This window comes from Cyclobacterium sp. SOCE241, from assembly GCF_056867545.1.
The window spans coordinates 4,371,831-4,398,627 of record NZ_CP149779.1 but is presented as its reverse complement, the minus strand read 5'-3'; the positions used below and the strand labels follow the sequence as shown (position 1 = coordinate 4,398,627).

The window sequence follows — 26,797 nt, the reverse complement described above, 5'->3', positions numbered from 1 at the left end:
AGCCTTTGAAAAAGCAAGTCCTTTTTCGTTCAATATTGCTATTGGCAATATTGCTTCTATTAATATATCTCTACCTGATCTTTTCAGGAATTCATGAACCTTCAGGACCTTTCCTGATCGGGTTCATGGTATTATTAGGTATAGCCTTCTCAATCAACAATAAATTGAAAGGCTATACCTATACAATAATGATTTTTTGCTCGGCCACCATTGCCTTGTACTTTCCATTGCCTTTTATTTCTTATAAAGGTTATGCCCTCAGTCAACTAATCACACCACTGATTCAATTCATCATGTTTGGCATGGGAACAGCCATGTCTGTGAAAGATTTTATCCAAATCGGCAAAAACCCAAAAGGAGTGTTTATTGGTTTAGCTTGCCAGCTAAGTCTTATGCCTTTGTCAGGATGGGCCATTGCTCATTTCAGTGGCTTACCAGTGGAAATTGCCGCAGGAATAATCTTGGTAGGCTGCTCTCCTAGTGGAGTAGCATCCAATGTAATCAGCTATCTGGCCAAAGCAAACCTGGCCTTGTCAATTACCATTACAGCGTTATCAACCTTGTTGGCCCCATTTGCTACCCCATTTTTAATGAAGTGGTTGGCAGGTTCAATGATAGAAATTAATGTAGGTGTGATGATGTGGAGTATTGTAAAAATGGTCATTATTCCAATAGGAGCCGGTTTATTGATCAATCATCTCTTTAGAAATAAAATCGCTTTTCTTCAAAAAGTGATGCCAACCCTATCGATGGCAGTTGTGGCCATAGTCATCGTCCTTATTACGGCATCAGGTCGTGACAACCTCTTGGATATTGGCTTTATTCTACTTGGGTTGGTACTCCTCCATAATATAGCCGGCTATCTTTTAGGATATACTGCAAGTAAAACTTTGGGACTCGATGAAAGAGATTCCCGAACCATTGCCTTAGAAGTAGGGCTTCAAAATGGAGGAATGGCAGGAGCGCTTGCTAAGGAAATGGGCAAATTGGCCACCCTGGGTTTAGCACCTGCAGTCTTTAGCATCATAATGAATATATCAGGATCAATACTTGCCTCCTACTGGCACAAAAACGAGCCTAAATAATAACTAATAACTCCAGATCATTCCTTTTTTCAATTTCCCCATAACGGTGCTATCCTAAAATCTCCATACAGCTTTATTTTCTTACGATTGCAACATTACCTAACACTCACCACGATCCCTATTACACAATCCGGGTTAAAAAAACCGAGGAAGCATGGCTTTCCAATACTTCCCCGGCATTAAGCTGATATAACGCCCAAAGCTGGACCTCAACAATTATTATTAAAGTTTAAATATTCTAAGGGATGAATCATTAAATGCGTAAATGGCAAAGATTTCTCCTTTGATTTCCAAAGTTTGAATATCTCTAACATCTCCTTGAAAGAATAAGCCTGTCTCCTGGACAGGAACAAGATTTAAATCCAGGCTTTTCTCTTCAATATTAAAAACAAATCCGGGATTGGCATCCAATTTACCTGTACTTACACGGGTTTTGCTAACATTTCCTCCGGTCAGTAAAATTGGTTGATCACTTGTTGGTAAATTGGTATTGCTCATTGCATACAATGGAGACAATTGAAACTCAGCAGGCAATTTTTCAGAAGTAAAATTGCCTTTCCCATCATTTATCAATAGAATGGAGGACAACATATCTGCTTGCAGAGTATCTGCACCGCTTAGATCCAAAAGGCTAAAGATATCCGCCAGACTGGCTTGGGCAAATGACTTATAATCCGTGTATTTACTTTTCATTTTTGGTAATTGCCCAATAATTTCATCTCTACTGAAAGCAAAAGAACTTGTATCTGACTTATAATAACTAAAAATCGGATCGGTTCTTCCATTGTTATCAAAATCCTTAAATACAACTTGCATGGGTTGAGTTGAACTGGCCTGATAAACAATGTTTTCACCATAATTACCAGCCAATAGGTCTAAATCTCCATCACCATCAATATCTGTGGGATACAAACTCAACCACCAACCTTTGGTTGCTTCCGTTAATTCCTGTTGAGAGGCTACAAATGTCTCCCCTCCAAGGTGTAAAACTGAATCCCCATCCATTCTCCGGCAATAATCAACTCCTCTTTCCCATCACCATTAGAATCAATAAAACATGCATCACTCACCATACCGGGAGCCATTAAATTAGCATTATAACCTTCGGTAACATCTGTAAAATTTCCCTTTCCATCATTGGCTAATAGATAACTTCTAGGTGCCTCAGGGTAATTTCCGGGCAGGTAACGCCCTCCCACAAATAAATCCGGAAAGCCATCACCGGTAAAATCTGTGCTTGCCACAGTACCTCCACTTATCGGCATTAATGGAAGTGCTCCACTATTTCTACTAAAATTCCCATTACCATCGTTGATGTACAACCTATCTTGATACATCTCACTATCCTTGGGGAAATCTATGCCACCACTTACCACATAAAGGTCAAGACTACCATCTCCATTGGCATCCAACCAAATAGCATCTGTATCCGTAAATCCCTTGTCTGCTTCAAATGCCGCTTGATTACTCAAAGAAAAACGCCCTTGACCATTCTGAATATATAATTTTGCCGCCTGGTCCTTTCCACCACCAATGTATATGTCCTCCAATTGATCGCCATTTATATCTGCAATGGCCAACTTGGGTCCGAGCGCCCCCATGGAGTTGGGCATTAATCTATCTTGAGTGAAATCTAAAAATCTGGTTTCCTTATGCACAAAATCAATTCCTAGTGCCCCAGGCACTTCTTCAAAAAATTTAACCGATTGATCAACGGTAGTTTTCGCAATTTGAGCATCTTTTTGAATCAATTCGATACTTTGATTGATAGGGACATTAGTAACTACCTGAAACTCTCCTGTTGGCCAATATACCTGCAAACTATCTATGGTAATATTTTCTCCCAAACCAAACACCAATTCCTGATCTACAGAAGATTGGTAGCCCCGTGTAGGCATTAATTCTTGGTGAAATTGTTCACCATTTGAAAATAGTAATACCTTGGCACCAATACCTTTGGTATTTAAACCATCCCCCTTTAGTTTTACTTTAAGAAAAGAATTTTTGGTTAACTTCTCAGTATTATTTCTATATATAGACACAGGGTCGTTGGTATGGCAAACAATAAGGTCAAGATCTCCATCCCCATCCAAGTCGGCATAGGCCGCCGCATTGGAAACGGTCTCATCTTCTAAACCCCATTCACTGGCTTTATTTTGAAACCTTGCGTCCCCTTGATTATGGTAAAGGTAATTTTGGACATAAATAGGGGGCATTTTATCTATAAGTTGCATTAAAGCTTCTTCCTTACCTGTTTGGTTGGCCTTAATACGTTCGCTCACTACATAATTCATAAAATCCATGTCCAAGTAGTTACGAGCATAACCATTACTAATAAAAATATCCTTCCATCCATCATTGTCAAAATCTGCGGCCAATACCGCCCAGCTCCAATCGGTATGGGCTATCCCACTGTATTGTGCGGTTTCTATAAAGTTCCCATCTCCTTGGTTCAAGTGAAACATATTGCGCATACTTTGAGGATAAAATCCTTTATCCAATAGCTCACTGTATTTGTTATAATTTTCGGGGCCTAAGATGGCTTTTTGATTAAAATTAAATTCTGGCATCATATCCATGGTAAGCAAATCAGGCAAAAGGTCATTGTTCATATCTGCCGCATCTGCTCCCATAGAAAACAAGGACACGTGACCCATATGATTTCTAAGGTCTTCCTTGAAGGTTCCATCTTGCTGATTATAATAAAGGTAATCTTCCTCATTATAATCATTGCTCACATAAATATCCAGCCAACCATCATTGTTGTAATCACTCACTGTAACGGCTAAGCCAAAACCCAAAACATTATCAATAATTCCACTTTCTTGGGTAACATCCACAAATTGACCATCATCATTTCTATACAATCGGTCACCTAAAAAATCTCCTTTTCTAGTTTTAAAAGAACCATCTATTCTACTAAAACCCGCATATTCTTGGGTACTGTGGTTAAGCAAGAACATGTCCAGATCTCCATCATTGTCATAATCAAAAAAGAGGCTTGGGTGGAATATCCCGGGTCATCCAAGCCGTATGTTGAAGCATCTTCCTTAAAAGTAAGGTCACCTTGATTGATGTACAATTGATTTTTTCTATTGGTAGGGTTGTTGGCTGCTGACCTACATACATATATATCTATAAGACCGTCCCCATTTACATCAGCCATGGTAGTGCCTGTATTCCATAAACCTGAAGCTTCTACTCCGGCTTGGGCAGTAATGTCTTCAAACTCAAAATTTCCTTTGTTTAAATAGAGTTTACTAGCCATCATATTACCTGTAAAGTAAATATCCGGCATGCCATCATTGTTAATATCTCCAACAGCTACACCACCTCCTTGGTAAAAATACCCGTAAGTAAGCACATTGAAAGCATCAGATTCTTTGACCAGATTTTTAAACGAAATCCCTGATGAGGAGGAAGGAACCTTGGTAAACAAAGCATTGGAGTCTTCCTGTTGGCAGGAAAGGAAGTTTCCCAGCAAAAAAAGAATTATCAGAGGTTTGGTATTGATTTTCATGGCATTAGCATTTTGGTATAAAACTAAAAAAAGTGCCGCTATAAACGGCACTTTTTACATTATCTATATTCAATTATTTCTAATTAATCTTCTTTAGCATCCCACCAAAGTTTGGTGTTATTCTTGTTTCCGCCACGGCTAACTAATTCATCAAACTGTTCAGCAGCTTCAACAGCAGCAAGGTTATTCGAATATTCACCGGAAGCAAAGATCAATCTAGCAATTACTTCATCAGCAGCTACATCTTGGTTATCAGAATTCAAACGAGGATAAGGAATAGGGAAATTTGTTCTTCTCAACTCAGCCCATGCTTCCCATCCGTCAGGATAGATAGCAATCCACTTTTGCGTACCGATTTGTTCCAATTGTTTTTCTAAAGTACCCCCTGCCAAAAATTTAACCGGGATATCAGAATTTGCTGCAATGTTCCATTCTGGTTTATAAGAATAAGATACATCACTTGGCGTATTCTCGCTATTGATATAAGCTTCAATCATTTCAGGAGTTGCACCCACCCTAGATTCTGTTAGAGATAAGGTGATTCCTTTCTCATAAAACTCTTGAGCAGTTCCGCCCATGGCCCAACCAATAGCAGCACCTTCAGCTAACAAAAACTGAGCTTCAGCAGCACTCAATACTCTCCAAGGTTCTCCGGCTGCACTTCCTCCTCTACCTTCATTTAGGAAAATAACACCCATATCTGAATTTAGATTGTTCAAATCAGGCGTTCCCAATTCTTCTCTAGAAAGTCCATTTCTTAGACCTTGGTAAGGCTCTCCTTCGCCAGTGTTCTGATAATCAACGGTTTCGCTGAAAAACACTCCGGTTCTAGGATCGTCATAACCTACCATTACACTTTCCATCAAAGCACTCATCCTGTACTCACCCCAGTTGGTAATGATCCAATAAGGATTTCGAGAGTTAATGGTTGTAAGAATTTCAGCACTATCGTCATTGGTTTCCATTACACCATCTGAAACTGCCTTCTCTGCTTCAGTTTTGGCTAGAGCAGGCTCTACGAACCTTATTCTCATGGCTAGCCTCAACCTAAGTGTATTGGCAAATGTCAGCCATTTGTCTACAGAACCACCGAACATTTGGTCATGACCAACAAAAGCACTTTCACCGGAATTTGCCTTCAATACAGCTACTGCTTCATCAAGCGTGGTAAAGAAATCTTTGTAGATATCTTCTTGTGGATCATAAGCCACACTAGTTTCACCATTGCCAAAGTTAGAATAAATAATTGGACCCCAATAATCAGTAATTCTATGGTATCCGGCTACTTTCCAAACCTTAACCATCGCATTTTCGATTGGAAGGTCATTCTCTTCAGAGAACTCTTCAACAAATTGGATAACCGGTGCTGCTTGTCCATAGAAGTAATTCCAAGCACCATTGGACCAAGAACCTACTTGTGTATAACGATCAGAGTCAAAGTTTACCTGAGTAGTGGCAAAGTACTGAGAGTACAAGTCACCGAATAAACTTTGGGCAGTCTGAAATCCCGAAGTACCTCCTCCCGGAGCTAGGTACATGGCACGAGCTTGTGCATTTGCAAATGCATTACCCAATAAGTTTTTGTCCAAATTGTCTGCAACAAGCGCATCTGGTCGGGTATTCAACTCTTCAAAGTTTTCCGTACATGCACCAAGAGATAGTGCTGCGACGGATAAACCCATTGCAATTTTAGAAATTTTTATCATCTTCAAATTTTTTAAAATCCTAAATTAAGATTAAAACCAAAAGATCTGGCTGTCGGCGGAGCGAAGGAGTCAAATCCTACGGCCGATGCAGATGTTCCAGTGGTCACATCCGGATCAATATTTCCAGCTTCATTTAAGAAGAAGAATAAGTTTCTAGCTACGAAAGAAATACTAACAGAGCTCAAAGGCAATCCTTCTAGTTTACTAGCAGGAACAGCATAACCGATCACAGCTTCTCTCATTCTGATGTTGGTAGCAGATACAGAGAATACTTCTCCGATAGGTGCATTTCTACCTCCCATATTTACCCAAAACAGTTCAGCAGTAGTTTCTATAGTATTAGGTACGTAGCTTCCATCTGCAAGCTGCATTACAGCAGTTTCATCTGACATAAAGTTGTCACCAAAGATCAAACCACCATCTCTACCATAAAGTGTTTCTTCAGTTACACCATCAGCATAAATCACAGCATTGGTGAAAGAAGAAATGCTACCACCTTGTCTGAAGTCTATAGTAAAGTTGGCAGTGAAGTTTTTGTATTTAAAAGTATTTTGGATACCACCGGTCCAAATTGGATTATAATTTCCAACCCTTACAGTTTTACCTGCAGTAGTCAATGGAACACCATTATCTCCAACAATTACAGCTCCATCATCATTTCTCAAATAACCTCTAGAATATACTTCACCAAATGGCAAACCTTCTTCAATTCTAAATTCTCTCAAGAAATCACTTCCGACAACGATACTTGGTCTCTCATCATTGATTTCATTAACCATAGAAATATTTCTAGCGAAGTTAGTAGTGATATTCCAATCAAAATCAGCTCTTCTAACAGGAGTGATGTTAAGTACTACTTCAATTCCTTCATTCTGAATATCTCCACCGTTGGTAAAGAAGCTGGAAGCTCCGGAACCTACAGGCAAGGCAACAGTAAACAACTGATCAAATGAGTTGGTTTTGTAGTAAGTGAAATCAACACCCAATCTGTTATCCAAGAACCTTAAGTCAGCTCCTAATTCTATAGATCTTGTGGTTTCTGGAAGTAAATTCGTATTTGGTAATTGTGTACTCAAAGAAACATAACCACCTATACCACCTGCAGCAAAAGCAGCAGTTCTTTGCAATTGATAAGGATCAGTATCGTTACCCACTTCTGCAAATGAACCTCTTGCCTTAGCAAAAGTAAACCAAGAAGGAAATTCAAATAAATCAGAAATCACCGCATTAAGACCTACAGATGGGTAGAAGAATGACCAGTTCTCTTTTGGCAATGTAGACGACCAGTCATTTCTAGCAGTAATGTCTAAGAAGATGGCATTTTTCCATGCCAACTGACCAAAAGCGTAAAGTGAATTAACATCCTTAGGACTACCTACACCATAAGAAGAAACTACTTGAGAGGTGTTACTAAGAGCAAAATAGTTTGGAACGACCATGTTTTGGCCGGTATTAGAAGACAAGCTAGAGTTTCTGTTGATTCTTGAGTTACCACCTGCATTAATATTGAAATACCAATCATCACTTAATGATTTCTCATAAGAAACCAAGAAGTCCGTATTGATTTCCATACTTTCTGACTGACTCACACCATAATATCCATTCTGAGCAATGATATAAGAATCATTGTATAATATTTCTTCTCCTGTACTGAAAGTACGGTCCATAGAAACCCTACCTAATACTGTTAAACCATCCGTAACTTCGTAGTTCAATGAACTAAAAGCCACAATTCTGTCAAAAGTATTATTCTTAAGGTTTCTATTGGCTGCCCAATATGGGTTGGCTCCACCATTGGATCCAGGATTGAAATAGTTTTGACGCAAAAGTCCTGACTCATCAATGTATTCAAAATTTGAAATATCCGAAGTTGTGATATTTCTAGGTAACCTTAATATATGTCTTGTTGGATTACGATAGTTCTCACCTGTAGACAGTTGGTTGTCAATATCCTGACGGATGTAATTGATTTTAGAATCTAAAGTCAATTTATCTGTCAATTTATTTGTCAACCTCAAGTTGATACTGTGTCTTCCCAACTCATTTCCAGGTACAACACCCGCTGCATCAGTAAAAGTATAAGAGAAATATGTCTGATTTCTGTCATTACCACCACTAATAGCCAATGTAGTAGCCAAGTTATGACCGGTTTGATAGAAATCGCTTACGTTGTTAGGCTGAGCAGAATAGGAATAACTATCAGTCGCTCTGTTTGGATCCGGAGACCAATGCGCTACAGTAGAACCATCTAAGGCAGGACCCCAAGAGAATTCAGAAGTTGGAGAATAAACACCATTACTTCCTTGACCATATTCATTCTGAAAGTCTGTCATAATCAATGGTTGATCAAACATATAGGAAGTATTTAAACTTACTTTAAATCCACCTTCTGATCCTCTTTTGGTTGTAACAACGATGGCACCGTTGTTTGCACGGCTACCATAAAGTGCTGCTGCATTTGGACCTTTCAATACGTTGATACTTTCGATATCATCAGGATTAATGGTTTCAATACCTTTGGCAGGAACACCATCAACTATATAAAGCGGCTGACTGTCTCCACTAATAGATCTGTTACCCCTTAATACTACCCTAGTAGAACCACCTACACCAGTACCAGAACGGTTAATGGAAAGACCTGCTACTTTACCGGAAAGAGAGTTTACAACGTTTAGTTCTCTTGCTTGGGTAAGCTCTTCTGTATTAACTTCTTGAGTTGTGTACGTCAAAGCTTTCTTTTCTCTTTCTAAACCAAAGGCAGTTACTACTACTTCGGAAAGAGCTGATTCTTCAGCTTCAAGAGCCACGTTGATCTCACTATTGTTTCCAACTGCTCTTTCCATTTTTCCATATCCTAGATAGGAAAATACCAAAACAGCAGATGGATCAGTGACATCTACACTATAATTACCATCGATGTCAGTGATGGTACCTGTATTGGTTCCTTTTACCAATATACTGACTCCCGGTAATGGGGCATCAGCGTCTGCGTCCGTCACAGTTCCTGTGATGGTTCGATTCTGCGCCATTGCTTGTATCGTAAACAAGGCCAGAAAAAACACGAGTAATCTTTTTTTCATAAGTAAATGAACAAATTAAATTTAAATGACCATTGGAATTTTTCCAATAGTTAAATTTTTACTTGAAAATCGCTGGACCTCAGCGATACCTCTCGAATCGTTTCGAGACAAACAAAAAAAACCCAATATTAAGCAAAACACATTCAATCAGGAATTATTGGTTAAATTATGGTCCTGCTGACCTTAATTTGACCAAAAGATCAAGAAATTTATGAGGTTATTACTAATGTTGGGTGGTTTTGATGCTAATATAAGGAAAAATATATTTCCCTAACAACTCTCTTACCTTTGAAATAATTTAATTTAAAATTAATAGGCCTATAAAAGTAAAAATTTTAGCTAGGGTCTATGATAAACCTAAAAATTTTAATAATTAAATTGTGAAATTGCCAAAATTATATACACATAGACCTTATTTTCTCCTCCTATTATTCTGATTGGCCAAATTTTCATACTGTTTGTATTATTTTATGAAAATTGCAATAATTTCTATCAAGTCATATCTTTCTTGAAATTTTATAGTTTTGTCCTTAAAATTTTATTAATTAACATGAAATTATGAAGCCCGACCATGAAATCCTACAATCTACCACTCATAAAAATTTTGATTTTTTTCCACTTTTTTGTTACATACTTTATTCTTGCAACCCCCTCCAAAATTTCCACCTACATCACCGAATAATAATGGCCTTATCCTTCCTGATGGTTTTGGGGTTTTGGTGGTAGCAGACAGCATCGGAAAAGCCCGGCATCTGGCAGTAAATGACAATGGAGACATTTATGTGAAGCTGAGGTATGCCAAAGGTACAGGATCTAATGTGGCACTGCGGGATACTACCGGAGATGGTAAAGCAGACATCATTACTTACTTCGGAGATTATAATGATGAAGGCAGCCTTGCCAATGGGATGCGCATCCATGATGGCTACCTATATTATAGTGCCGCAAGAGTGGTGTACAGAAACAAACTGGTTCCCGGACAACTCATTCCTGACTCACCAATGGAAGTAGTACTGGCAGATGACCACGAACATGGAATTCATTGGCACATTACTAAGCCTGTCTCCTTTGATAATGAAGGTTACATGTATGTTCCCTTTGGGAGCCCTTCTAATGCTTGTCAAGATATGGCCAATAAACCAGGCGGGATTCCGGGTTCCACAGGCATAGACCCTTGTCCCGAATTAATCGAACACGGCGGGGTTTGGCGATTCAAAATGGACAAATTAAATATGACCCAAAAAGATGGTGAATTGTATGCCACCGGTATTAGAAGTGTAGTGGCAATGGATTTTAATCATGAAGACAAAAACCTTTACTTGGTTATGCATGGCAGAGACAACCTCCACCTGTTGTACCCTGAAAAGTATTCTCAATGGGAAAGCGCTGTTTTGCCTTCGGAAGAATTTATTCGTGTCGAAGAAGGTGGAGACTATGGCTGGCCTTATTGTTATTACGATCAGATCAAGGGAAAAAGGTACTCGCACCTGAATATGGCGGCGATGGTGAAATTATTGGTCGCTGTGCAGACATGGAGGATCCGGTAATGGGCTTTCCCGGACACTGGGCGCCCAACGACTTGCTATTTTATACCGGAGATCAATTTCCGGAACGTTATAAAAATGGAGCTTTTATCGCTTTCCATGGCTCAACTAATCGCTCACCCTACCAACAATCAGGGTATTTTGTAGCTTTTGTACCATTTAAAGATGGCCAAGTAAGTGGTGATTGGGAAGTGTTTGCAAATGGTTTTGCAGGTAAAGAACTTATTATCAATACAAATGATGCAGATTTTAGACCCATGGGTTTGGCACAAGGGCCTGATGGATCATTGTATGTTTCAGATTCAAGAGTCGGAAAAATCTGGAGGATTCTATATAAAGGTGACAAAACTACATTTGGAGAAGCTGAGTTGGCCAAAATGGAAGGACAAAAATTAGTCGCCAATATAAGAAACCCTCATCCCGAGGAAGACAACTTGGACAAAGGGCAGCTGCCTGAAGGTAAAAAGTGTACAATACCTATTGTTCCCCCTGTCATCAAAGAGATGGTAATGGGGCGAAAGGAAGAATTCCCGAATTAAGGAATACCGATTGGGTCACCGGAGATAAATCAAGACTTATTAATATTGTACTTAATGGCCTTGAAGGAGAAATTGAGGTCAATGGAGAACTATACGACAATATCATGCCGGCCCATCAATTTCTTACAGATAAACAAATTTCACAGGTGCTAACTTTTATTAGGAAAAACTTTGAAAATAATGCTTCCTCAGTCTCTAAAGAAGATGTAGCAAAAATTAGGGCTAAAATTTTAAAATAATCTGTCCACTTAAAACCGATATTGGGTGACTATGAGTTGCTTTTGAGTATAGAAAGTCAAAGAAATTTACTGGCTGAGGCCAAAATACCTACTCAGGTAACCATTTGCTTTTCCCTCCCCACTTACTGTTAATTAGGCAAAGCAGAAAAGGAATGTATTCTATCAAACCACTTATTAAATGAGGACTTCATAGAGGGCATGGGCAAACAATTATAGGAGAACTACTACAATAAGTAGTTACTAGAAATCTCAATAAGTGGTAGCATTGAAAAATTCGGATTTATTTGACACCGAAGGAAATCATGTGGCCCTTTATAAATATAGAATTGGGCTTTGAGTGATTTGTTGTCAAACCACCCAAAACCCAGAGACTAGCAATTAATTTTTTCCTCTTATAGCACAGGCTACAACAACTCTAACAATGCCAGCCCTCCGGTATAAGAAATGATACAGGCAAATACAAATGCCGCTATTAAACCAATATTCAACAATAATCCGGCTTTATGTTCTCCCATCAGAGATTTTTGATTGACGAGGTACATGATACAGGCAATGACTAATGGCAAAACAAACACTGCAGCCACCTGCGTTAGAATCTGAGCAAAGATTGGGTTGGCTCCAAGGATAGGGACCGTTAACCCTACTATACAAGCCACACCGGTCAACACCTTGAAGCGAACTGAATTGGTATCCAACTCCCCTTCTTTATAATCTGCTACTAAAAGTGGGGCAACCATTAGTATGGGGAAGACTGAAGACAATCCCGCGCTTAAAGCTCCGGTCATAAATAAAGCAACGGCAAACTTCCCTGCCACCGGCTCCAATAAATAAACCATATCCATCACCTTGTCAATGGTCTTTCCTTCGGCATGCAAGGCTCCAGTAGCAGCAGCCATAATAGACAAATTAATAATTAACATAAGCACCGCCCCTGTTAAGGCATCTTTTGATTGATCCTTAGTATTGGCAGGGCCCCACCCTTTACCTTTCATCAAGAGCGGTCTGACCACAAAGGTCGGTGCTGCCATGGTGGTCCCTACAAAAGCAGCTACAAGCAACTTACCTCCCGCTACCTGCGGGATACTCGGCAACAAACCCTTGGCCATTTCTGTAGGATCCGGTAAAACCACAAACATGGAAATAATAAAAGATACACCCATGATGGTTACAAATATCACCAACACCTTTTCAAAAAGGTATATTGACCTACCCAAAGTAAGGCATACATAATTAGGATCAATGCGATGGCAATCCCTAATATGATCCAGTAAGCATTTCCTCCGCCCATTCCAGGGAAAAAAAGCGTAACCATTTCATAAATGGCATTGGCACTTAGCCCCAATATACCTGACAAGGAATTCCATTGGGCAAGAATGATACCTCCCACAACCAAAAAGGAGATCAACTTCCCCCTTTTAATTTGGTTTTGAAACTGTAAATGGATGTCTGACCGGTGACTACCGCATACCTTCCATAAGCCTCCATCAGCACCCAAGCGAATACACAGCTCAACATTAGCACCCATAGCAATTGCATACCAAACTCACTCCCAGCCTTAGCCATGGAAGTAACACTGCCGGTACCTATGGTATATCCTATACAAAAAATACCGGGACCAATTCCCAGCATCCACAACCAAATCTTTTGAAAAAAATTGCTGTTGCCTGTTTTACTTTCTTGTTCCATCCTTACTGCTTTTGGGTAAATTTAAATGACCTGTTAATTTGGATATTTTTATTTTGAATAAAAAGAGATTACATTAGATAGATTAAATTTTAATAAAATATGGCTTTGTTTACACAATTTTTTTTGCAATATTTCCGATCCTCTTTTAAGGATAAACCCATTTTCCTTCGTGCAACAAGTGCTATATTTTCAATCACTCCCATGTCCTTGACAAAAAAATTTACTAAAAACTTCACCTTTTTCCTCATTTTTGGCCTATTTCTATGTTTCAAGGCACAATCCCAGGAAATCGACTTATTACTTAAAGGGGGCCATGTCATCGATCCTAAAAATGGAATCAATGAGCCCTATGATATTGGCATCAGTGGAAAGCATATTGTTAAGGTTGCCAAAAACATCTCAGAAAATACCGCTAAAAAAACCATTGACCTCGAAGGTTACTATGTGACCCCAGGCTTAATCGACATGCATGTCCATGTTTTTAATGGAGCAGATACAGAATCTTATATTGCCAATGCATTGACCAGTTTACCCCCTGATGGTTTTACTTTCAGATCAGGAGTGACCACCGTCGTCGATGCCGGTTCTTCTGGCTGGAGAAATTTCCGCCAGTTTAAAAAACAAACCATAGACCAATCGAAAACGAGGGTTTTGGCACTATTGAATATAGTGGGAACGGGCATGTATGGGCGCCTGGAAGAACAAGATGTAACAGACATGAACCCCACCATGACGGCCAATATGATAAAGAAGATGTTTCCGGATATCTTGGTTGGGATAAAATCAGCTCATTATTGGGGAGACTTCACGCAGGTAGACTTGGCAGTTACTGCCGGAAAATTGGCGGATGTTCCTGTCATGGTAGATTTTGGAGAACATCAGCCGCCAAACTCCATAGAGTCACTGTTTATGGAGCACTTAAGGCCCGGTGATATTTTCACCCACACCTTTTCTTATGGCCCGAATAACAGGGAAACCATTGTGGATGAAGCGCTCAAAGTCAAACCATTTGTCTTTGAGGCACAAAAAAGAGGAATAAATTTCGATGTAGGACATGGAGGTGGAGCTTTTTCCTTCCGTCAAGCCATACCTGCCATACAGCAAGGCTTTTTACCCAATGTAATAAGTTCGGATTTGCACAGTCAAAGTATGAACAGTGGCTTTAAGGATATGGCAAATTTGCTGTCTAAGTTTATGAACATGGGATTAACCATGGAAGAAGTAGTGCTTAGGGCCACATGGAATCCTGCCCAGGTAATCAACCGAAAGGATCTTGGCCATTTGGACGAGGGAGCTGAAGCTGACATTGCGGTATTCACCCTTAGAAAAGGAGATTTCGGTTTTTAGATATAAGAAGAACCAAGATAGACGGAGACAGAAGGTTAGAAACAGAAATGACCATTCGTTCAGGAAAGGTTGTTTGGGATTTAAATGGACTAAGTGTTCCTTATTGGGAGTCTGAGTTTAAATAGTATTAAGACAAAATGAGGTTTTTATTTACAATATGTCTTTGCATCGCTTACAGCTTTCAGGGAATCGGACAAGAATATGATTACCTTATAAAAGGTGCCTACTTAGTTGACGCAAAAAATAAGATTCATGACACCATGGATATCGCTGTTCTGGATGGAAAAATTGCCGCTGTAGCTAAAAATCTTTCCCAATCCAATTCAAAAAAGGTAATAGATGCTTCGGGGTTAATCCTCAGCCCAGGCTTAATCGATCCCCACACACATGTATTTGTAGGAAGTAAAAGCCGTACTTTCGCTGATGGATTCAACAGTGTTTCACCTGATGACTTCAGTTTTCGTTCTGGGGTCACCACAGTAGTGGATGCAGGCACTTCAGGTTGGAGAAATTTTGAAACTTTCAAAGCAAATGTTATTGATGCTTCCAATACCAGGGTTTTGGCATTTCTAAATATCGTAGGTGTAGGAATGAGTGGAACTGAAAGCCAGGAAAACCTGTCCGACATGGAGGTTGACAAGGCCTTTCAAACCCTACAAAAATATCCAGATGTTTTGGTGGGCGTAAAAATAGGCCACTATACCGGCAAAGATTGGCTTCCTTTTGAAAATGCATTAAAAGCTTCAGAAAAGGCTGGCAAACCTATGCTTGTAGAATGCCACTTGCCGGAATATTCACTGGCAGATCAATTGAACAAAATGAGGCCTGGAGACATTATTACTCATAGTTTTGAAGAAATTGATGAAAGACTGCCTATCATTGATTCGGTAGGAAATTTACACCCCTTTGTCAAAGCAGCTTATGCAAATGGGATAAATTTTGATGTGGGGCATGGGGGTGCCGGATTTTGGTTTAGCCAGGCCATTCCTGCTTACCAGCAAGGCTTGGTTCCAACATCTTTCGGTACAGACTTACATCGTTTTAGTATGAACAGCGGCATGAAGAATATGCTGAATATAATGTCAAAATTTATCAATATAGGAATGTCTGTGGAAGATGTCATTGGAACTGCAACTTGGAAAACTGCCCAAGCCATACAAAGAGAAGACCTAGGACACCTATCGATAGGGGCAATAGCAGATCTAACATTGTCAAGACTGCACAAAGGGGAATTTGGATTTATTGATGCAGGAAAAAATAAAATTGAAGGTAATATTAAATTAGAAACAGAGTTGACCATGAAGGACGGTAAAATAGTTTACGACCTTAACGGATTGGCAGCAAATCAATACCACTAAAAATTATGGATAGAAGAGAAATGTTAAAAAACCTGGCCATCCTACCTGTTGGAGGGGGCCTGATGAGTATGTCGCCACTTATGGCTTCGCCGGATAAAAATGTTGCTAAAGGGCCGCTTGCCCTTGATAAAGATATTTACAAGTCCATTGGAGTAGTTCCAATTATCAATTGCCGAGGTACATTCACCATTATCGGTGGATCCATCGAACGGCCGGAAGTACATGCTGCCATGGCTGCAGCCTCTAAAAACTTCGTTCAATATGACGAGTTGGCCTTTGCCATTGGTGAAAGGCTTTCAGAAATCACAAAAGCAGAATTTGGAATTGTCACAGCCGGTTGTGCTGCTGCGATGAAGCACGGTACTGCTGCTTGTGTTACAGGAGGTAATCCGGAAAAATTACTTAGAATTCCTGATTTATCAGGACTTGACAAAACTGAAGTAATCATCCCTAGACATTCCAGAAATGTCTATGACCATGCAGTAAGAAATATTGGAATTACTGTGGTAGAAGTTGACAGTATGGAAGCTTTGGAAAAAGCCATCAATCCAAAAACTGCCATGATTTATTTGCTAGCGAATAGGAGTTCTGCTACCGGCCAGCCAATGTCAGTTGAAGCCATTGCTAAAGTAGCAAAAAACAAAACATCCCTATTATGGTGGATGCTGCTGCAGAAAACCTAAGTATCCCCGTAGTTCATTTTGAACGTGGAGCAGATATGGTAGCCTATAGTGGTGGAAAAGCCATGTGTGGGCCTCAGTGTGCCGGCCTGTTATTAGGTAGAAAAGACCTTATGCTTTCTGCTTGGCAAGCTAGCTCTCCACACCACGGACCGGGAAGAGACAATAAAGTAGGTAAAGAGGAAATGCTTGGTATGCTGGCAGCAGTAGAAGCATGGACTACTAGAGACCATGAAAAAGAATGGGATCGTTGGATGGATTGGTTGAATTTAATAGCAGATAAAGCAACCAAAATTAAAGGTGTAAGTTATAAGATAAACCTACCTGAAGGCCTCAACAACCGGGCCCCAAATCTAGTTATCAGTTGGGATCCTGCCCAATTTAACATTACAGGTGCAGAAGTTGCCGAGTTATTTGGACGTTCTGAGCCTAGAATTGCTATCGGAAGCGGTGGTAAAGATGGTGTAACTTCAATTAATGTTACGCCAAGTCAAATGCAAGATGGAGAAGCAAAAGTAGTAGCCAATAGATTATACGATACGCTTTCTGAAAAGAGGCCGGCTCCTGATACCAGTTTGGCAGCACCTTCCGGAAATATTGCAGGCAGGTGGGACATCAACATGTCTTTCTTTAGCAGTGAAAGCACCCACCATATGATATTGGAACAAGACGGTAACTGGCTAAATGGAACTCATAAAAGCGATTTTGCCGAGCAAGATGTATATGGCACCATAGAAGGTGACACCATAAAAATTAGAAGCCATTTTAGAAAACCCGGAGATTCTGTAGTGTATATGTTTACCGGCAAATTAAAAAATGGAGAATGGTCCGGAGAAGTTTTTATGGGTGAATATTTAACGGCTAACTTCACAGCCAAAAAATGGGAATCCAAAAAACGCAAGCAACAAATTACCGTTCCGGGTGGACCTCCATTGGCCACTTGATCAATGGGTACCAAAAGGAAAATTTAACAAAAAATTAACTATACGATGAGAAAATTTGCGCTTATACTGTTGATTCTTTTCTCACTCTTGCCGGATGTGGTGGGCCTCCACCTAATGGAAAGATGGAGCAAAGTAAAGAAGCAACAGAACAAAATACAGATGGTGTAGATGCCGAACAAAGGATAAAAGATCTGGGAATTGAGCTGATTACGCCAAAGCCACCAACAGCCAACTACCTAAAAGCAAAGACTATGGGTAATGTGGTTTACTTGGCCGGTACAGGTCCTGACAGACCTGATGGCACACAAGTGACCGGCAAATTGGGAAGCGAATTAAGTTTGGAAGAAGGAATAGAAGCCGCACGATTTGCCGGAATCTCCCTACTTTCTTCTCTAAAAGCAGAAATTGGAGACCTCAACAGGGTGAAAAATATTGTCCGAGCCAAAGGCATGGTCAATGCTGATCCTTCTTTTACTCAACATTCTCAAGTCATTAATGGTTTTTCGGATTTGATGGTAGAAGTATTTGGTGAAAAGGGTAAACATGCCCGTGCTGCTATCGGAATGGGCTCATTGCCTTCCAATATTTCCGTGGAAATTGAAATGATTGTTGAGCTTTATGAATAATAATCAATTCATGAATTAAAAATTAGCGCGATAATTGCTTAAACTTGGGGATGGTGAAAACCATCCCCATTTTTATTTGTTAATAACATTAACCCAACTAAAAGAAAATTCATGAAAGGGAAGTTAAAGGAAGCCGTACGCAATCCCACCGTACTTTTGGATAGATTTATAAACTGTCGATTTCTAACAGAAGAGATTTGCACCCCACTTGAAGTAGAAGACTATGTCCCCCAACCCATACCGGAAGTTTCTCCTCCAAAGTGGCACCTAGCCCACAGCACTTGGTTTTTTGAACAATTTTTACTTGTCCCCTTCTGTCCTTCTTATAAAGTTTACGATAAGGATTTCGCCTATTTATTCAATAGCTATTACAACAATGCCGGAGATAGAATATTGCGCCCAAACAGAGGGTTAATGAGCAGGCCTCCTGTATCTGAAGTAATGGCCTACAGGGCATATGTGACCGAGGCGGTTACAGAACTACTCAAGGAAGGCACACCTAACAGCCAAATGCTCACAATCATCGAGCTTGGAATCAATCACGAACAACAACATCAAGAATTGTTGGTCTATGACATCAAATATATCCTAGGGAATCAGCCAACCTTTCCAGAGTATGGAAATCGTTTTATTAATGAAGCTGAAAACAAATCCTTAGACTGGATAGAAATTGAAGAAGGTGTCAAATCCATAGGTTTTTCCGGGGAAGGGTTTTCTTATGACAATGAATTGGGTAAGCATAAAGTTTACCTGGCCCCCTACAAGATTTCAAACAAACTGGTAACCAATGGAGAATTCATAGAGTTCATTGAATCAGGGGCTTATGAAAATTTTAACCTTTGGCATTCTGATGGCTGGGACTTTATTAACAATGGCGCAATCAAAGCTCCACTTTATTGGCACAAAGTAAAAGACAGGTGGCAAATTTATACTTTAGGGGGTTTAAAAGACATCAATCCTCATTTACCGGTGCAACATGTGAGTTATTATGAGGCTTTTGCTTTTGCTGAATGGAAAGGCATGAGACTTCCTACGGAGTTTGAATGGGAGACTGCAGCAGACCAGTTTTCTTGGGGGCAATTGTGGGAATGGACTTCAAGCGCCTACTTGCCCTACCCCGGCTTCCAAAAAGCTCCTGGAGCCATAGGGGAATACAATGGGAAATTTATGGTGAACCAACAAGTACTCAGGGGGGCTTCTGTGGCAACTGCCGAAAATCACAGCCGTAAAACCTACCGAAATTTCTTTGCTCCTCCATCCCAATGGATTTTTTCAGGAATTAGACTTGCACAATCCCTATGATAAACAACAGTTTCGAAAAAGACATCCTTAATGGTCTGAATTCACAACCCAAGCGACTTTTCTCAAAGTATTTTTATGATGAAAAGGGATCCTCTATATTTCAGGAAATCATGCAGATGGACAGTTACTACCTGCCCAAATGTGAAACGGAAATTTTGCGTGACAGAAGTCATGAAATTATTGCCTTACTCCCAAATAGTACATACGATGTAGTAGAATTGGGTGCAGGCGATGGTACCAAAACAACCTTATTCCTTGAAGCATTGCTAAATTCCGGAAAGACTATTAATTACCTGCCTCTTGATATTTCTCCTGATATCTTAGAGTACAATAAGCAGGTCATTGGCAACAAGTTTCCTGAATTGACCATTTTGCCCATTGCCGGGGATTATTTTGAAACACTTGATAAAATTAAACCTCGAAAAAATCCAAAAATTGTGCTTTTTATGGGAAGCAATATCGGCAATTTTGAAGGGGCTAAGGCCATTGAGTTTTTGAAGTTTGTAAGGAAATTTCTGAGTGAAGGAGATTTTTTCTTACTTGGAGCAGATTTAAAAAAGCACCCCCAAACCATTCTGAGAGCGTATGATGATCCTGATGGTATAACGAAAAGATTCAACCTTAATCTTTTACATCGGATCAATAAAGAATTAAAAGGAAACTTTAACCCTGAGAATTTTGATCATTTTGCAAGTTATGATCCCTTAAGTGGAACCACCAAAAGCTTCTTAATAAGTAAAGCCAATCAAACGGTTCAAGTGGCCGGACAAAGAATAACCTTTGAAAACAACGAACCTATCCACATGGAAATTTCGCAAAAATATGGCCTCAGAGATTTGATTGAATTACGGGAGAAAGCGGGTTTCAGTTCCGACTTTCATTTTCAGGACAGCAAAGCCTATTTTAGTCTTAGCCTATTTAAATATTAGAAACGAAAAAAGGATTTTATAAAACCATCGATTAATTGATCGGGTGACGCATTCCTTCAAAAACTATTTTATAAGGCTTTTTTAATTCTTGGTAAACGGGAATCAATTTTAGAAACAATTATATTTGATTGAATAATCAACCTCAACAAATATTAAATATGATTCCAGATAATCCTTACCTGCTGCTTACGCCCGGCCCATTAAGTACAAGTAAAACAGTTAGGGAAGCCATGAACCGCGACTGGTGCACATGGGACGAAGATTATAAAAGCATTGTACAAGATATTCGCAGCTCCCTACTTGCTTTAAGCAATGGTGGAGATGAATACAGCACGGTATTGATGCAGGGAAGCGGTACCTTTTCCGTAGAAGCTGTCCTGTGGACTTGTTTGAAACCGGAGGATAAAATTCTGGTGCTTTCCAATGGTGCCTATGGCAAACGAATGGCTAAAATCGTTTCCCTGATGGGAATCAAGCTGGAATTACTGGATTTAGAAGAACATGAACAGGCAAGCCCGGAAAAAGTTGAGGAGCTATTAAAGCAAAATCCCGACATTACCCATATCGGCATGGTCCATAGCGAGACCACCACAGGCATGTTAAACGATTATGCACCCATTGCAGAGCTGGCAGACAAATACAATAAATGCTTTATTCTGGATGCCATGAGTAGTTTTGGCGGTGTCCCACTAGATATACGCTCTCCAAAAATTGATTTTCTGATAAGTAGTGCCAATAAATGCATACAGGGTGTCCCGGGATTTGGATTTATCATTGCTCGAAGAGAGGTACTTCAAGCATGCAAAGGCAATTCAAAAAGCCATTCCCTAGATCTTTATGACCAATGGAAGGCCATGGAAAATGATCCCGGTAAATGGAGATTTACCTCTCCTACCCATACTGTTAGGGCATTTTTGCAGGCTCTTGAAGAATTAAAAGAAGAAGAAGGGGGCATTACCGCTAGGTACAAAAGGTATGTCAATAACCACCAGACATTGGTAAAGGGAATGAAGAACGTGGGAATAGAAGCTTTTCTTTCTGAGGAAGACCAGTCGCCCATAATTACAGCTTTTCATGAGCCTTCAAGCCCTGACTTTTCTTTTGACAAACTTTACCATTTGCTCAAGGCTGAGGGTTTTGTGATTTATCCCGGAAAGGTATCCAAAGCAGCAACTTTCCGGATTGGTCACATCGGTCATGTATTTCCTGAAGACATCAAAAGACTGATAATAGCCATAGAAAAAATTAAGTTTTGGTAATGTTTAATACATAAAAAACCTCCGGATATTTGCCCTACTATTCAGCTATCTATCCGGAGGTAAATTATTTTTTATTGGACAAGCTTACCTTTTTCCATAAGTGATTCCTTCCCAATCATCGGTTCTGAATGGATTGGCAGGAAGCCCTTCTTTATTGTATACATTTACGTCATCAGGATTATCTGCCCAGCCATACCTTACAGCAACAGGGTTTTTAATTCCTTCTGTCTCCAAGACAATTTGATTACCGTCCTGCTTTCCGGTAACCCAATGAAATTTCTGGTCTTCCCCTGCAACAGCAAATCCTTTAACATAGCCATATTTATCATTGACCACTAAACCTGAACCAATATTGTCAAAGCTTATTCGAATCTGGTCGCCTTGAATTTCCATAGATTTATAGGTAGGACCGCTATAAACTACATCCATTCCGTAAGCGATTTTCTTAGCTCCTTTGGCAAGGCGCTCCGCCACTGTCCATTTGTCCCTCGGGTGAATGTCATCCGCTTCACCTTTGTCTATGATTACCGCTTGCGCAGTATTGGGAAGAGACAAGGTCATGGTTTGTGCTTCTCTTAGTTCTGCCCAGTCACTATCCACAGGCTCGGCTTTAGGTTGTCTAAAATTGGCCAATTGCACCCATAGAAAAGGAAAATCTCCCTGTCCCCATTGGGCTCTCCAATCTTCAATCATCAATGGAAAAATTTCCCTGTACTGATATGCCCTTGATGCATTGGATTCACCCTGATACCAAAGAGCTCCTTTGATCGCAAAAGGAATTACAGGTTCTAACATTCCGTAAAATAAACTGGTTGGCCAGCTATTGGGTTTTTTCAAATCAGGATCTGAGAAATCCTTTGGTCCCTCCATTTGGTTTTTTGCTACCCTCTCCTTGAAATCCGGATGGGTCAATAAAGCATCTGCACTGGTCCAAGCTTCAGAAAGTGTACCCCCCAGTTGATATCCAGTAGACCTACAGCCACATCCATATCTGTTTCAATTCTTCTGGCAAAATAATAGCCGATGGCAGAGAAATTGGCCACTGTTTCCGGAGAACAAATGGACCATTTGGCTTCCGGCACTTCCTCAATTTCTTCCAAACTAAGGTTTCTGCCTACTTCAAAAAGCCTGATATTAGGATGGTTGGCAGTCTTGATACTGTCTTCACCATTGTTTGTCCTTTTCAATGCCCACTCCATATTGGATTGACCACCTAGAAGCCAAACATCTCCCATCATTACGTTCTCCAATACCTTAGACTCTTTTTTTGTATTGATAGAAAGGATATAAGGACCACCTTTGGGAAAGGCATCCATCTTCAGCATCCACTTGCCTTCCTTGTCAGCTTTAGCTCGGTATTTTTTCCCTGAAAGGTTACGTTGACCCATTGTCTGGGATCAGCTTCTCCCCATACAGGTATTTCCTGACCACGCTGAAGCACCATATGGTCAGCAAAAACCTTAGGCAATTTTAATTCTGCTTTTACCTGAAAAAGGATCAGGAACAACGCAGCAAATAATACAATTCTTCTCATTAGATTTGGATTTGGTTATTTTAAAAAAAGATTCGATAATATACGATTTTTGGGCTAAAAATCATTCATTATTTGTTACAAGGCCAAAGAGGTTTTTATTAAAGCACCAATCAAGGTGATAAAGTAAGTGTTGTTGGTAAAGAAAGGTTTCTCTACAAGGGCGAAAGGTTAATATTAGAATTACAATGAATAGTTTTGAACTAAGATTCATTTTAAATACTTTTTAACTTAGTTCTATGTAACTATTCCTTTACTAATTTAGGTTTTTCTCTATAAAAGAAGCTCAAATTAAACCATTGGTTATGAAAAGAATAGCATCAGCAGTAGCCTTTTTTATAGTTACCGCAATAACTGTAGTTGCCCAACACAATGATAAAAGTTATTCCATAAAAGGGAGAAAATCAATTGGCCTTGGGACTGCCCTAAATAACACAAAGTATTTACAAGCGGACAATAGCCTTTATAGGGAAATGTATTTTGATTATGGTCTTGGTAAATATATAAGTACCGGGCTATTTGTTGGGTATCAAAAGAGGCAATATTCTTTTTTATCTGTGGTGGACGGAAATAGTAGGCATTTATATTATGACCAAAACTTCATTCCCTTAGGGTTAAGGGCTACGGTACATCTTACCTCATTCTTGAGTGATCAATTACAACTTAATCTTAAGCCGGAGAAATGGGACGTTTATGTGAGGTATTATGCTGGTGTAACATTAAATACCGTAATAGATAAATTTGACAGGTACAGTGGTCATTTGCCTGAAAACCAGATTAACTATATGCTTTATCAAACAAATGAAGACCTCAATTATTCTGCAGGATTATTGAGCGGTGTAGGTTTTTACCCTCTCCCTAATTTAGGCTTCTTTTTGAAGGAGGTTATGGGCCTATGGGCAATTTTAATATTGGCATTGCTTCCAAATTTTAACAAGCCAAATCAAATTGTTATTTGCTAGCCCCTATCCATCAAGAAATCAACTTATAAGAAACAGGTGCTTAAAATATTGGCTCCAACCGATAAATTAGACCTTGTTAATGGTACCAGAAATGGAACAAGCCATCTTTACTGTGTTGTATATGGTACCGAACTTTTCAATGTTCTTTTTCAGTAAGTCAGGGTTAAGGTTTTGGTCCTCACTGTAGACGGTCAAATGGTAATTTATATTATCCATTCTTGGGGGATTTTCAAGGCGCGTCGCACTGACTTCAATGGTAGCTTTGGTATAGTCAAACTTCAAAATACCAGAAAAGCGCTCTACATTTTTTAAAGCGCAAGAAGCAAAAGAACCCAGGAATAATTCGGCAGGATTAGGTAAGGTTTCAGCGGAATTAGGGGTAGTGCCAAATTCTATATTCGATGTCTTGATGTGAATAACTGCATCTTGTTTTGATTGTGAAGAAGCTTTGATTCGATATTCCATGTTTGCTTTATTTTTTAACCTTAATCCTTATAAAATTAGAAATAATAAGTAAAACTATCAGCACATTTATAGCTCTCAGCCATACCTGAAATAAAAAATTTTATAAGGAATGCGATAGGTACAAATTGTTCGAGTATCATTTTCTTGGTTAAACTAATCACTTATAGGTGGCATATCCTTTTTTAGTTTAAGCAAAATGAAACGTTGATTCTTTACGTTTGAAGGTTTTTGTGAGAACAACAAAACCTCATTTTCATTGAGTTTCGAGCTAAGCTTGGGTCTTATTCTAAAACCCTGGGTTTGCAAAAAATTTGTCACCACCTTTTGACTTACATTACCTTCTTTGCTAATTGTCGCAACAACAACCGATTCATCTTCTTCATTGATAAAGGCATTATTCCTTACTAAATGATCCTTTTGTAGATTTTTTCTATTTCCATTGTATATCAGATGAAAATCTGTTGAATCCTTTAGCACCAAATAACTCGAATAAATCCAAGTGTTATTTTTAGAGTTATCTTTTTTGATCATTCTTGTCCATTTCCGATTTCCTTCTTTGTCAAAATGAATTGCAAGTAGGTTTTGGCTATAATAAGTTGTGATGTATTGAGATAAGTTAAATGTTTCCTCTGCAACCATAAGTATAGCGCCATCATCGTAATTCATAATACTTTTGGGAATGTAATAAGCCAATTCGCTATGCTTCCTAATTCTATTCTTGGATAAATTTTCAAGGTTAGAAATTTCTGAATGTTGATCCAGAAGTTCTTGATCGAAGGGTTCTAGTTGATGAATGGTTTCCCCTGGATTTGATTGATCAATCTGATGAAAAAATGTTCCATGAGCATCATATCTACCCACATTTGAATATAGACCTACCAGCTTAATTTTTGATCCATCAATACGTAGTCCAAGGCTATTTAACCATTTATTATCATTTGGGACTTCCCCAATAGTTTTTGAATTCCCTTGATTCAATTGAACAATTTTATAACCATAGTCAGGTATCTTTTTACTATTGGGGCTTAAAGGTACCTGACTTAAATCAGCGGTCAATAATATCATTTCTTTCTTGTTGAGAAGGGTTCCGCCCATAATTACAAATTCATTTTTGCTAAAAGGGAACTGATAAGTAAACGCATCAATCTTATTAAAGTCATTGTCAAAAACAATTAAGCCATACTTTCTAAATTCTTTCGGCTTAGTGGGAATGGTGTAGAACAGGCCGACAGCGCTGCTATCTGTTGCAAGAACAAATGACACATAGGTTTTTTCATGTTGACCCCTTCAATCGAAAGGTTTAGGATTTCCTTTTCCGAAGTGATTTGGAAGCCCTTAAGATCAATGGTCTTAGCAAAATATTTGCGATAAGTCTTTGTCGATTTAGATGTAATATTCAAAAGCTTGTCACCTCGTTCAATGATTCCTAATGACACTTCACTCACCCCTTCTTTTTCATCAAAATGGGTCAATTGGATAGCTTCTGTTGTTGGTTGAAAATCATTATTGAACTTGACTAATGAAGACAAACCATTTCCAAATTTCCCTTCGGAGTACAAGAAATAATGCCCCTTCTCATTGCTCCCTACATACTGCTCAGGAATTTCTCTTTCTCCTGTTTTAAACGCATCATAAAGACTGATAGAATAGTTATCGCCTTCTTGAGCCATAGAAGGAAAGGCTAATAACAAAAAAATAAAAAGTAGTAAGTTATTTTTCATAAAAGATTATATCATGTAATGTGGCCGCAAATGGCCTACTTAAATAGTAGCCTAAAGGTAATAATATGAACTAAATTACCAGCGATAGGTAGCCAATGAAATTAAATTTGACTTCAAAGGCCATGTACAACCCCTAACAGGGTTGTTGAAATGACAGATGTCGACTTGCCCACAAATTTCACCCGTGTTTATTGTTATTGAAACCCTTAAGGCTTGAAAAAACTCAATTTCTAAAAATTAAATTCTCAATAAGAATGGGTTTTAGGCCATATAT

General features: G+C 39.2%; 26 protein-coding genes and 1 pseudogene. 13 read left to right on the top strand and 14 right to left on the bottom strand.

The window, feature by feature from the left end; genetic code table 11:
- Positions 1 to 5: 5 nt before the first annotated feature.
- Positions 6 to 1,085, top strand: coding sequence for a bile acid:sodium symporter family protein (locus tag WG932_RS22165; protein ID WP_149393768.1), 1,080 nt, complete (start codon positions 6 to 8; stop codon positions 1,083 to 1,085).
- 222 nt (positions 1,086 to 1,307) lie between these two features.
- On the opposite strand, the gene WG932_RS22160 is transcribed toward WG932_RS22165, so the two are convergent.
- The 5 genes from WG932_RS22160 to WG932_RS22140 all read right to left on the bottom strand — a co-directional run bounded on the left by WG932_RS22160 (position 1,308) and on the right by WG932_RS22140 (position 9,391).
- Entirely contained in the window at positions 1,308 to 2,090 is a 783-nt protein-coding gene (locus WG932_RS22160) for a hypothetical protein (RefSeq protein ID WP_483085418.1), read from the bottom strand.
- Positions 2,045 to 4,048 carry a VCBS repeat-containing protein gene (locus WG932_RS22155; RefSeq protein ID WP_483085417.1) on the bottom strand — a complete coding sequence of 668 codons (2,004 nt, stop codon included), beginning with the start codon at positions 4,046 to 4,048 and terminating at the stop codon, positions 2,045 to 2,047. Before WG932_RS22155 ends, WG932_RS22160 begins: the two co-directional genes overlap by 46 nt.
- Positions 3,997 to 4,605: an FG-GAP repeat domain-containing protein gene (locus tag WG932_RS22150; protein WP_483085416.1), complete on the bottom strand. Its 609-nt coding sequence runs from the start codon at positions 4,603 to 4,605 to the stop codon at positions 3,997 to 3,999. Before WG932_RS22150 ends, WG932_RS22155 begins: the two co-directional genes overlap by 52 nt.
- Before the next feature lie 83 nt (positions 4,606 to 4,688).
- Positions 4,689 to 6,311 carry a SusD/RagB family nutrient-binding outer membrane lipoprotein gene (locus tag WG932_RS22145; RefSeq protein WP_014020025.1) on the bottom strand — a complete coding sequence of 541 codons (1,623 nt, stop codon included), beginning with the start codon at positions 6,309 to 6,311 and terminating at the stop codon, positions 4,689 to 4,691.
- Positions 6,312 to 6,322: 11 nt separating this feature from the next.
- Positions 6,323 to 9,391, bottom strand: coding sequence for a SusC/RagA family TonB-linked outer membrane protein (locus WG932_RS22140; protein WP_483085415.1), 3,069 nt, complete (start codon positions 9,389 to 9,391; stop codon positions 6,323 to 6,325).
- Positions 9,392 to 10,032: 641 nt separating this feature from the next.
- Between WG932_RS22140 and WG932_RS22135 the strand changes: the two genes are divergently transcribed.
- From WG932_RS22135 to WG932_RS22125, 3 genes are read left to right on the top strand one after another with little or no spacing between them, the layout of a single operon-like run.
- The gene (locus tag WG932_RS22135) at positions 10,033 to 10,938 is read left to right on the top strand and encodes a PQQ-dependent sugar dehydrogenase (RefSeq protein WP_483085414.1); all 906 of its coding nucleotides are present in this window, start codon (positions 10,033 to 10,035) and stop codon (positions 10,936 to 10,938) included.
- Complete coding sequence (locus WG932_RS22130; protein ID WP_483085413.1) at positions 10,923 to 11,474, top strand: PQQ-dependent sugar dehydrogenase; 552 nt, start codon at positions 10,923 to 10,925, stop codon at positions 11,472 to 11,474. Before WG932_RS22135 ends, WG932_RS22130 begins: the two co-directional genes overlap by 16 nt.
- Positions 11,402 to 11,713, top strand: a complete 312-nt coding sequence (locus tag WG932_RS22125) for a c-type cytochrome (RefSeq protein ID WP_483085412.1) — start codon at positions 11,402 to 11,404, stop codon at positions 11,711 to 11,713. Before WG932_RS22130 ends, WG932_RS22125 begins: the two co-directional genes overlap by 73 nt.
- A 404-nt stretch (positions 11,714 to 12,117) precedes the next feature.
- Here the strand turns inward: WG932_RS22125 and WG932_RS22120 are convergent, their stop codons facing one another.
- From WG932_RS22120 to WG932_RS22110, 3 genes are read right to left on the bottom strand one after another with little or no spacing between them, the layout of a single operon-like run.
- Entirely contained in the window at positions 12,118 to 12,897 is a 780-nt protein-coding gene (locus WG932_RS22120; RefSeq protein WP_483085411.1) for an NRAMP family divalent metal transporter, read from the bottom strand.
- A complete protein-coding gene (locus WG932_RS22115) occupies positions 12,888 to 13,118 on the bottom strand; it encodes a hypothetical protein (RefSeq protein WP_483085410.1) in 231 nt (76 codons plus the stop codon). The genes WG932_RS22120 and WG932_RS22115 overlap by 10 nt, the downstream gene beginning before the upstream one ends.
- Positions 13,115 to 13,399, bottom strand: coding sequence for a divalent metal cation transporter (locus WG932_RS22110; protein ID WP_483085409.1), 285 nt, complete (start codon positions 13,397 to 13,399; stop codon positions 13,115 to 13,117). The genes WG932_RS22115 and WG932_RS22110 overlap by 4 nt, the downstream gene beginning before the upstream one ends.
- 99 nt (positions 13,400 to 13,498) lie before the next feature.
- Between WG932_RS22110 and WG932_RS22105 the strand changes: the two are divergent.
- From WG932_RS22105 to WG932_RS22070, 8 genes and pseudogenes are all read left to right on the top strand, one after another.
- Positions 13,499 to 14,871, top strand: a pseudogene (locus WG932_RS22105) (amidohydrolase/deacetylase family metallohydrolase).
- 12 nt (positions 14,872 to 14,883) lie between these two features.
- On the top strand, positions 14,884 to 16,104 hold the full coding sequence (locus WG932_RS22100) for an amidohydrolase/deacetylase family metallohydrolase (protein WP_483085408.1): 1,221 nt from the start codon (positions 14,884 to 14,886) through the stop codon (positions 16,102 to 16,104).
- A gap of 5 nt (positions 16,105 to 16,109) precedes the next feature.
- On the top strand, positions 16,110 to 16,787 hold the full coding sequence (locus WG932_RS22095; RefSeq protein ID WP_483085407.1) for a hypothetical protein: 678 nt from the start codon (positions 16,110 to 16,112) through the stop codon (positions 16,785 to 16,787).
- A complete protein-coding gene (locus WG932_RS22090; RefSeq protein ID WP_483085406.1) occupies positions 16,760 to 17,728 on the top strand; it encodes a hypothetical protein in 969 nt (322 codons plus the stop codon). The genes WG932_RS22095 and WG932_RS22090 overlap by 28 nt, the downstream gene beginning before the upstream one ends.
- Before the next feature lie 122 nt (positions 17,729 to 17,850).
- Positions 17,851 to 18,354, top strand: coding sequence for a RidA family protein (locus WG932_RS22085; protein ID WP_149393799.1), 504 nt, complete (start codon positions 17,851 to 17,853; stop codon positions 18,352 to 18,354).
- Between the two features lie 111 nt (positions 18,355 to 18,465).
- On the top strand, positions 18,466 to 19,656 hold the full coding sequence (gene egtB / locus WG932_RS22080) for an ergothioneine biosynthesis protein EgtB (RefSeq protein ID WP_014020016.1): 1,191 nt from the start codon (positions 18,466 to 18,468) through the stop codon (positions 19,654 to 19,656).
- Positions 19,653 to 20,585, top strand: a complete 933-nt coding sequence (gene egtD / locus WG932_RS22075) for an L-histidine N(alpha)-methyltransferase (protein ID WP_483085405.1) — start codon at positions 19,653 to 19,655, stop codon at positions 20,583 to 20,585. Before egtB ends, egtD begins: the two co-directional genes overlap by 4 nt.
- Before the next feature lie 158 nt (positions 20,586 to 20,743).
- Entirely contained in the window at positions 20,744 to 21,844 is a 1,101-nt protein-coding gene (locus WG932_RS22070) for a 2-aminoethylphosphonate--pyruvate transaminase (protein ID WP_483085404.1), read from the top strand.
- Positions 21,845 to 21,928: 84 nt separating this feature from the next.
- Here WG932_RS22070 and WG932_RS22065 read toward each other — a convergent pair whose 3' ends face one another.
- The 3 genes from WG932_RS22065 to WG932_RS22055 are packed head-to-tail and all read right to left on the bottom strand — an operon-like array spanning position 21,929 to position 23,378.
- Positions 21,929 to 22,714 (bottom strand): sialate O-acetylesterase, encoded by a 786-nt coding sequence (locus WG932_RS22065; protein WP_483085403.1) that lies wholly within the window; start codon positions 22,712 to 22,714, stop codon positions 21,929 to 21,931.
- Positions 22,715 to 22,752: 38 nt separating this feature from the next.
- On the bottom strand, positions 22,753 to 23,169 hold the full coding sequence (locus WG932_RS22060; protein ID WP_483085402.1) for a hypothetical protein: 417 nt from the start codon (positions 23,167 to 23,169) through the stop codon (positions 22,753 to 22,755).
- A complete protein-coding gene (locus WG932_RS22055; protein WP_483085401.1) occupies positions 23,163 to 23,378 on the bottom strand; it encodes a hypothetical protein in 216 nt (71 codons plus the stop codon). Before WG932_RS22055 ends, WG932_RS22060 begins: the two co-directional genes overlap by 7 nt.
- Positions 23,379 to 23,680: 302 nt before the next feature.
- Between WG932_RS22055 and WG932_RS22050 the strand changes: the two genes are divergently transcribed.
- Positions 23,681 to 24,337, top strand: coding sequence for a hypothetical protein (locus tag WG932_RS22050; RefSeq protein WP_483085400.1), 657 nt, complete (start codon positions 23,681 to 23,683; stop codon positions 24,335 to 24,337).
- A gap of 66 nt (positions 24,338 to 24,403) precedes the next feature.
- Here the strand turns inward: WG932_RS22050 and WG932_RS22045 are convergent, their stop codons facing one another.
- The 3 genes from WG932_RS22045 to WG932_RS22035 form a co-directional block, all read right to left on the bottom strand.
- The gene (locus tag WG932_RS22045) at positions 24,404 to 24,802 is read right to left on the bottom strand and encodes an OsmC family protein (protein WP_014020011.1); all 399 of its coding nucleotides are present in this window, start codon (positions 24,800 to 24,802) and stop codon (positions 24,404 to 24,406) included.
- A 153-nt stretch (positions 24,803 to 24,955) separates the two neighbouring features.
- Positions 24,956 to 26,065 (bottom strand): hypothetical protein, encoded by a 1,110-nt coding sequence (locus WG932_RS22040; protein ID WP_483085399.1) that lies wholly within the window; start codon positions 26,063 to 26,065, stop codon positions 24,956 to 24,958.
- A complete protein-coding gene (locus WG932_RS22035; RefSeq protein WP_483085398.1) occupies positions 25,975 to 26,523 on the bottom strand; it encodes a hypothetical protein in 549 nt (182 codons plus the stop codon). The genes WG932_RS22040 and WG932_RS22035 overlap by 91 nt, the downstream gene beginning before the upstream one ends.
- Between the last annotated feature and the right edge of the window lie 274 nt (positions 26,524 to 26,797).

What these genes read in the sequence shown, in the direction of transcription:
- WG932_RS22160 (WP_483085418.1), bottom strand. Translation starts at nt 2,090, where the DNA reads ATGGATGGGGATTCAGTTTTACACCTTGGAGGGGAGACATTTGTAGCC.
- WG932_RS22155 (WP_483085417.1), bottom strand. Translation starts at nt 4,048, where the DNA reads ATGTTCTTGCTTAACCACAGTACCCAAGAATATGCGGGTTTTAGTAGA.
- WG932_RS22150 (WP_483085416.1), bottom strand. Translation starts at nt 4,605, where the DNA reads ATGAAAATCAATACCAAACCTCTGATAATTCTTTTTTTGCTGGGAAAC.
- WG932_RS22145 (WP_014020025.1), bottom strand. Translation starts at nt 6,311, where the DNA reads ATGATAAAAATTTCTAAAATTGCAATGGGTTTATCCGTCGCAGCACTA.
- WG932_RS22140 (WP_483085415.1), bottom strand. Translation starts at nt 9,391, where the DNA reads ATGAAAAAAAGATTACTCGTGTTTTTTCTGGCCTTGTTTACGATACAA.
- WG932_RS22130 (WP_483085413.1), top strand. Translation starts at nt 10,923, where the DNA reads ATGGAGGATCCGGTAATGGGCTTTCCCGGACACTGGGCGCCCAACGAC.
- WG932_RS22110 (WP_483085409.1), bottom strand. Translation starts at nt 13,399, where the DNA reads ATGGAACAAGAAAGTAAAACAGGCAACAGCAATTTTTTTCAAAAGATT.
- WG932_RS22100 (WP_483085408.1), top strand. Translation starts at nt 14,884, where the DNA reads ATGAGGTTTTTATTTACAATATGTCTTTGCATCGCTTACAGCTTTCAG.
- WG932_RS22095 (WP_483085407.1), top strand. Translation starts at nt 16,110, where the DNA reads ATGGATAGAAGAGAAATGTTAAAAAACCTGGCCATCCTACCTGTTGGA.
- WG932_RS22090 (WP_483085406.1), top strand. Translation starts at nt 16,760, where the DNA reads ATGGTGGATGCTGCTGCAGAAAACCTAAGTATCCCCGTAGTTCATTTT.
- WG932_RS22085 (WP_149393799.1), top strand. Translation starts at nt 17,851, where the DNA reads ATGGAGCAAAGTAAAGAAGCAACAGAACAAAATACAGATGGTGTAGAT.
- egtB (WP_014020016.1), top strand. Translation starts at nt 18,466, where the DNA reads ATGAAAGGGAAGTTAAAGGAAGCCGTACGCAATCCCACCGTACTTTTG.
- egtD (WP_483085405.1), top strand. Translation starts at nt 19,653, where the DNA reads ATGATAAACAACAGTTTCGAAAAAGACATCCTTAATGGTCTGAATTCA.
- WG932_RS22070 (WP_483085404.1), top strand. Translation starts at nt 20,744, where the DNA reads ATGATTCCAGATAATCCTTACCTGCTGCTTACGCCCGGCCCATTAAGT.
- WG932_RS22065 (WP_483085403.1), bottom strand. Translation starts at nt 22,714, where the DNA reads ATGGAGGGACCAAAGGATTTCTCAGATCCTGATTTGAAAAAACCCAAT.
- WG932_RS22060 (WP_483085402.1), bottom strand. Translation starts at nt 23,169, where the DNA reads ATGCTGAAGATGGATGCCTTTCCCAAAGGTGGTCCTTATATCCTTTCT.
- WG932_RS22055 (WP_483085401.1), bottom strand. Translation starts at nt 23,378, where the DNA reads ATGAGAAGAATTGTATTATTTGCTGCGTTGTTCCTGATCCTTTTTCAG.
- WG932_RS22050 (WP_483085400.1), top strand. Translation starts at nt 23,681, where the DNA reads ATGAAAAGAATAGCATCAGCAGTAGCCTTTTTTATAGTTACCGCAATA.
- WG932_RS22045 (WP_014020011.1), bottom strand. Translation starts at nt 24,802, where the DNA reads ATGGAATATCGAATCAAAGCTTCTTCACAATCAAAACAAGATGCAGTT.
- WG932_RS22035 (WP_483085398.1), bottom strand. Translation starts at nt 26,523, where the DNA reads ATGAAAAATAACTTACTACTTTTTATTTTTTTGTTATTAGCCTTTCCT.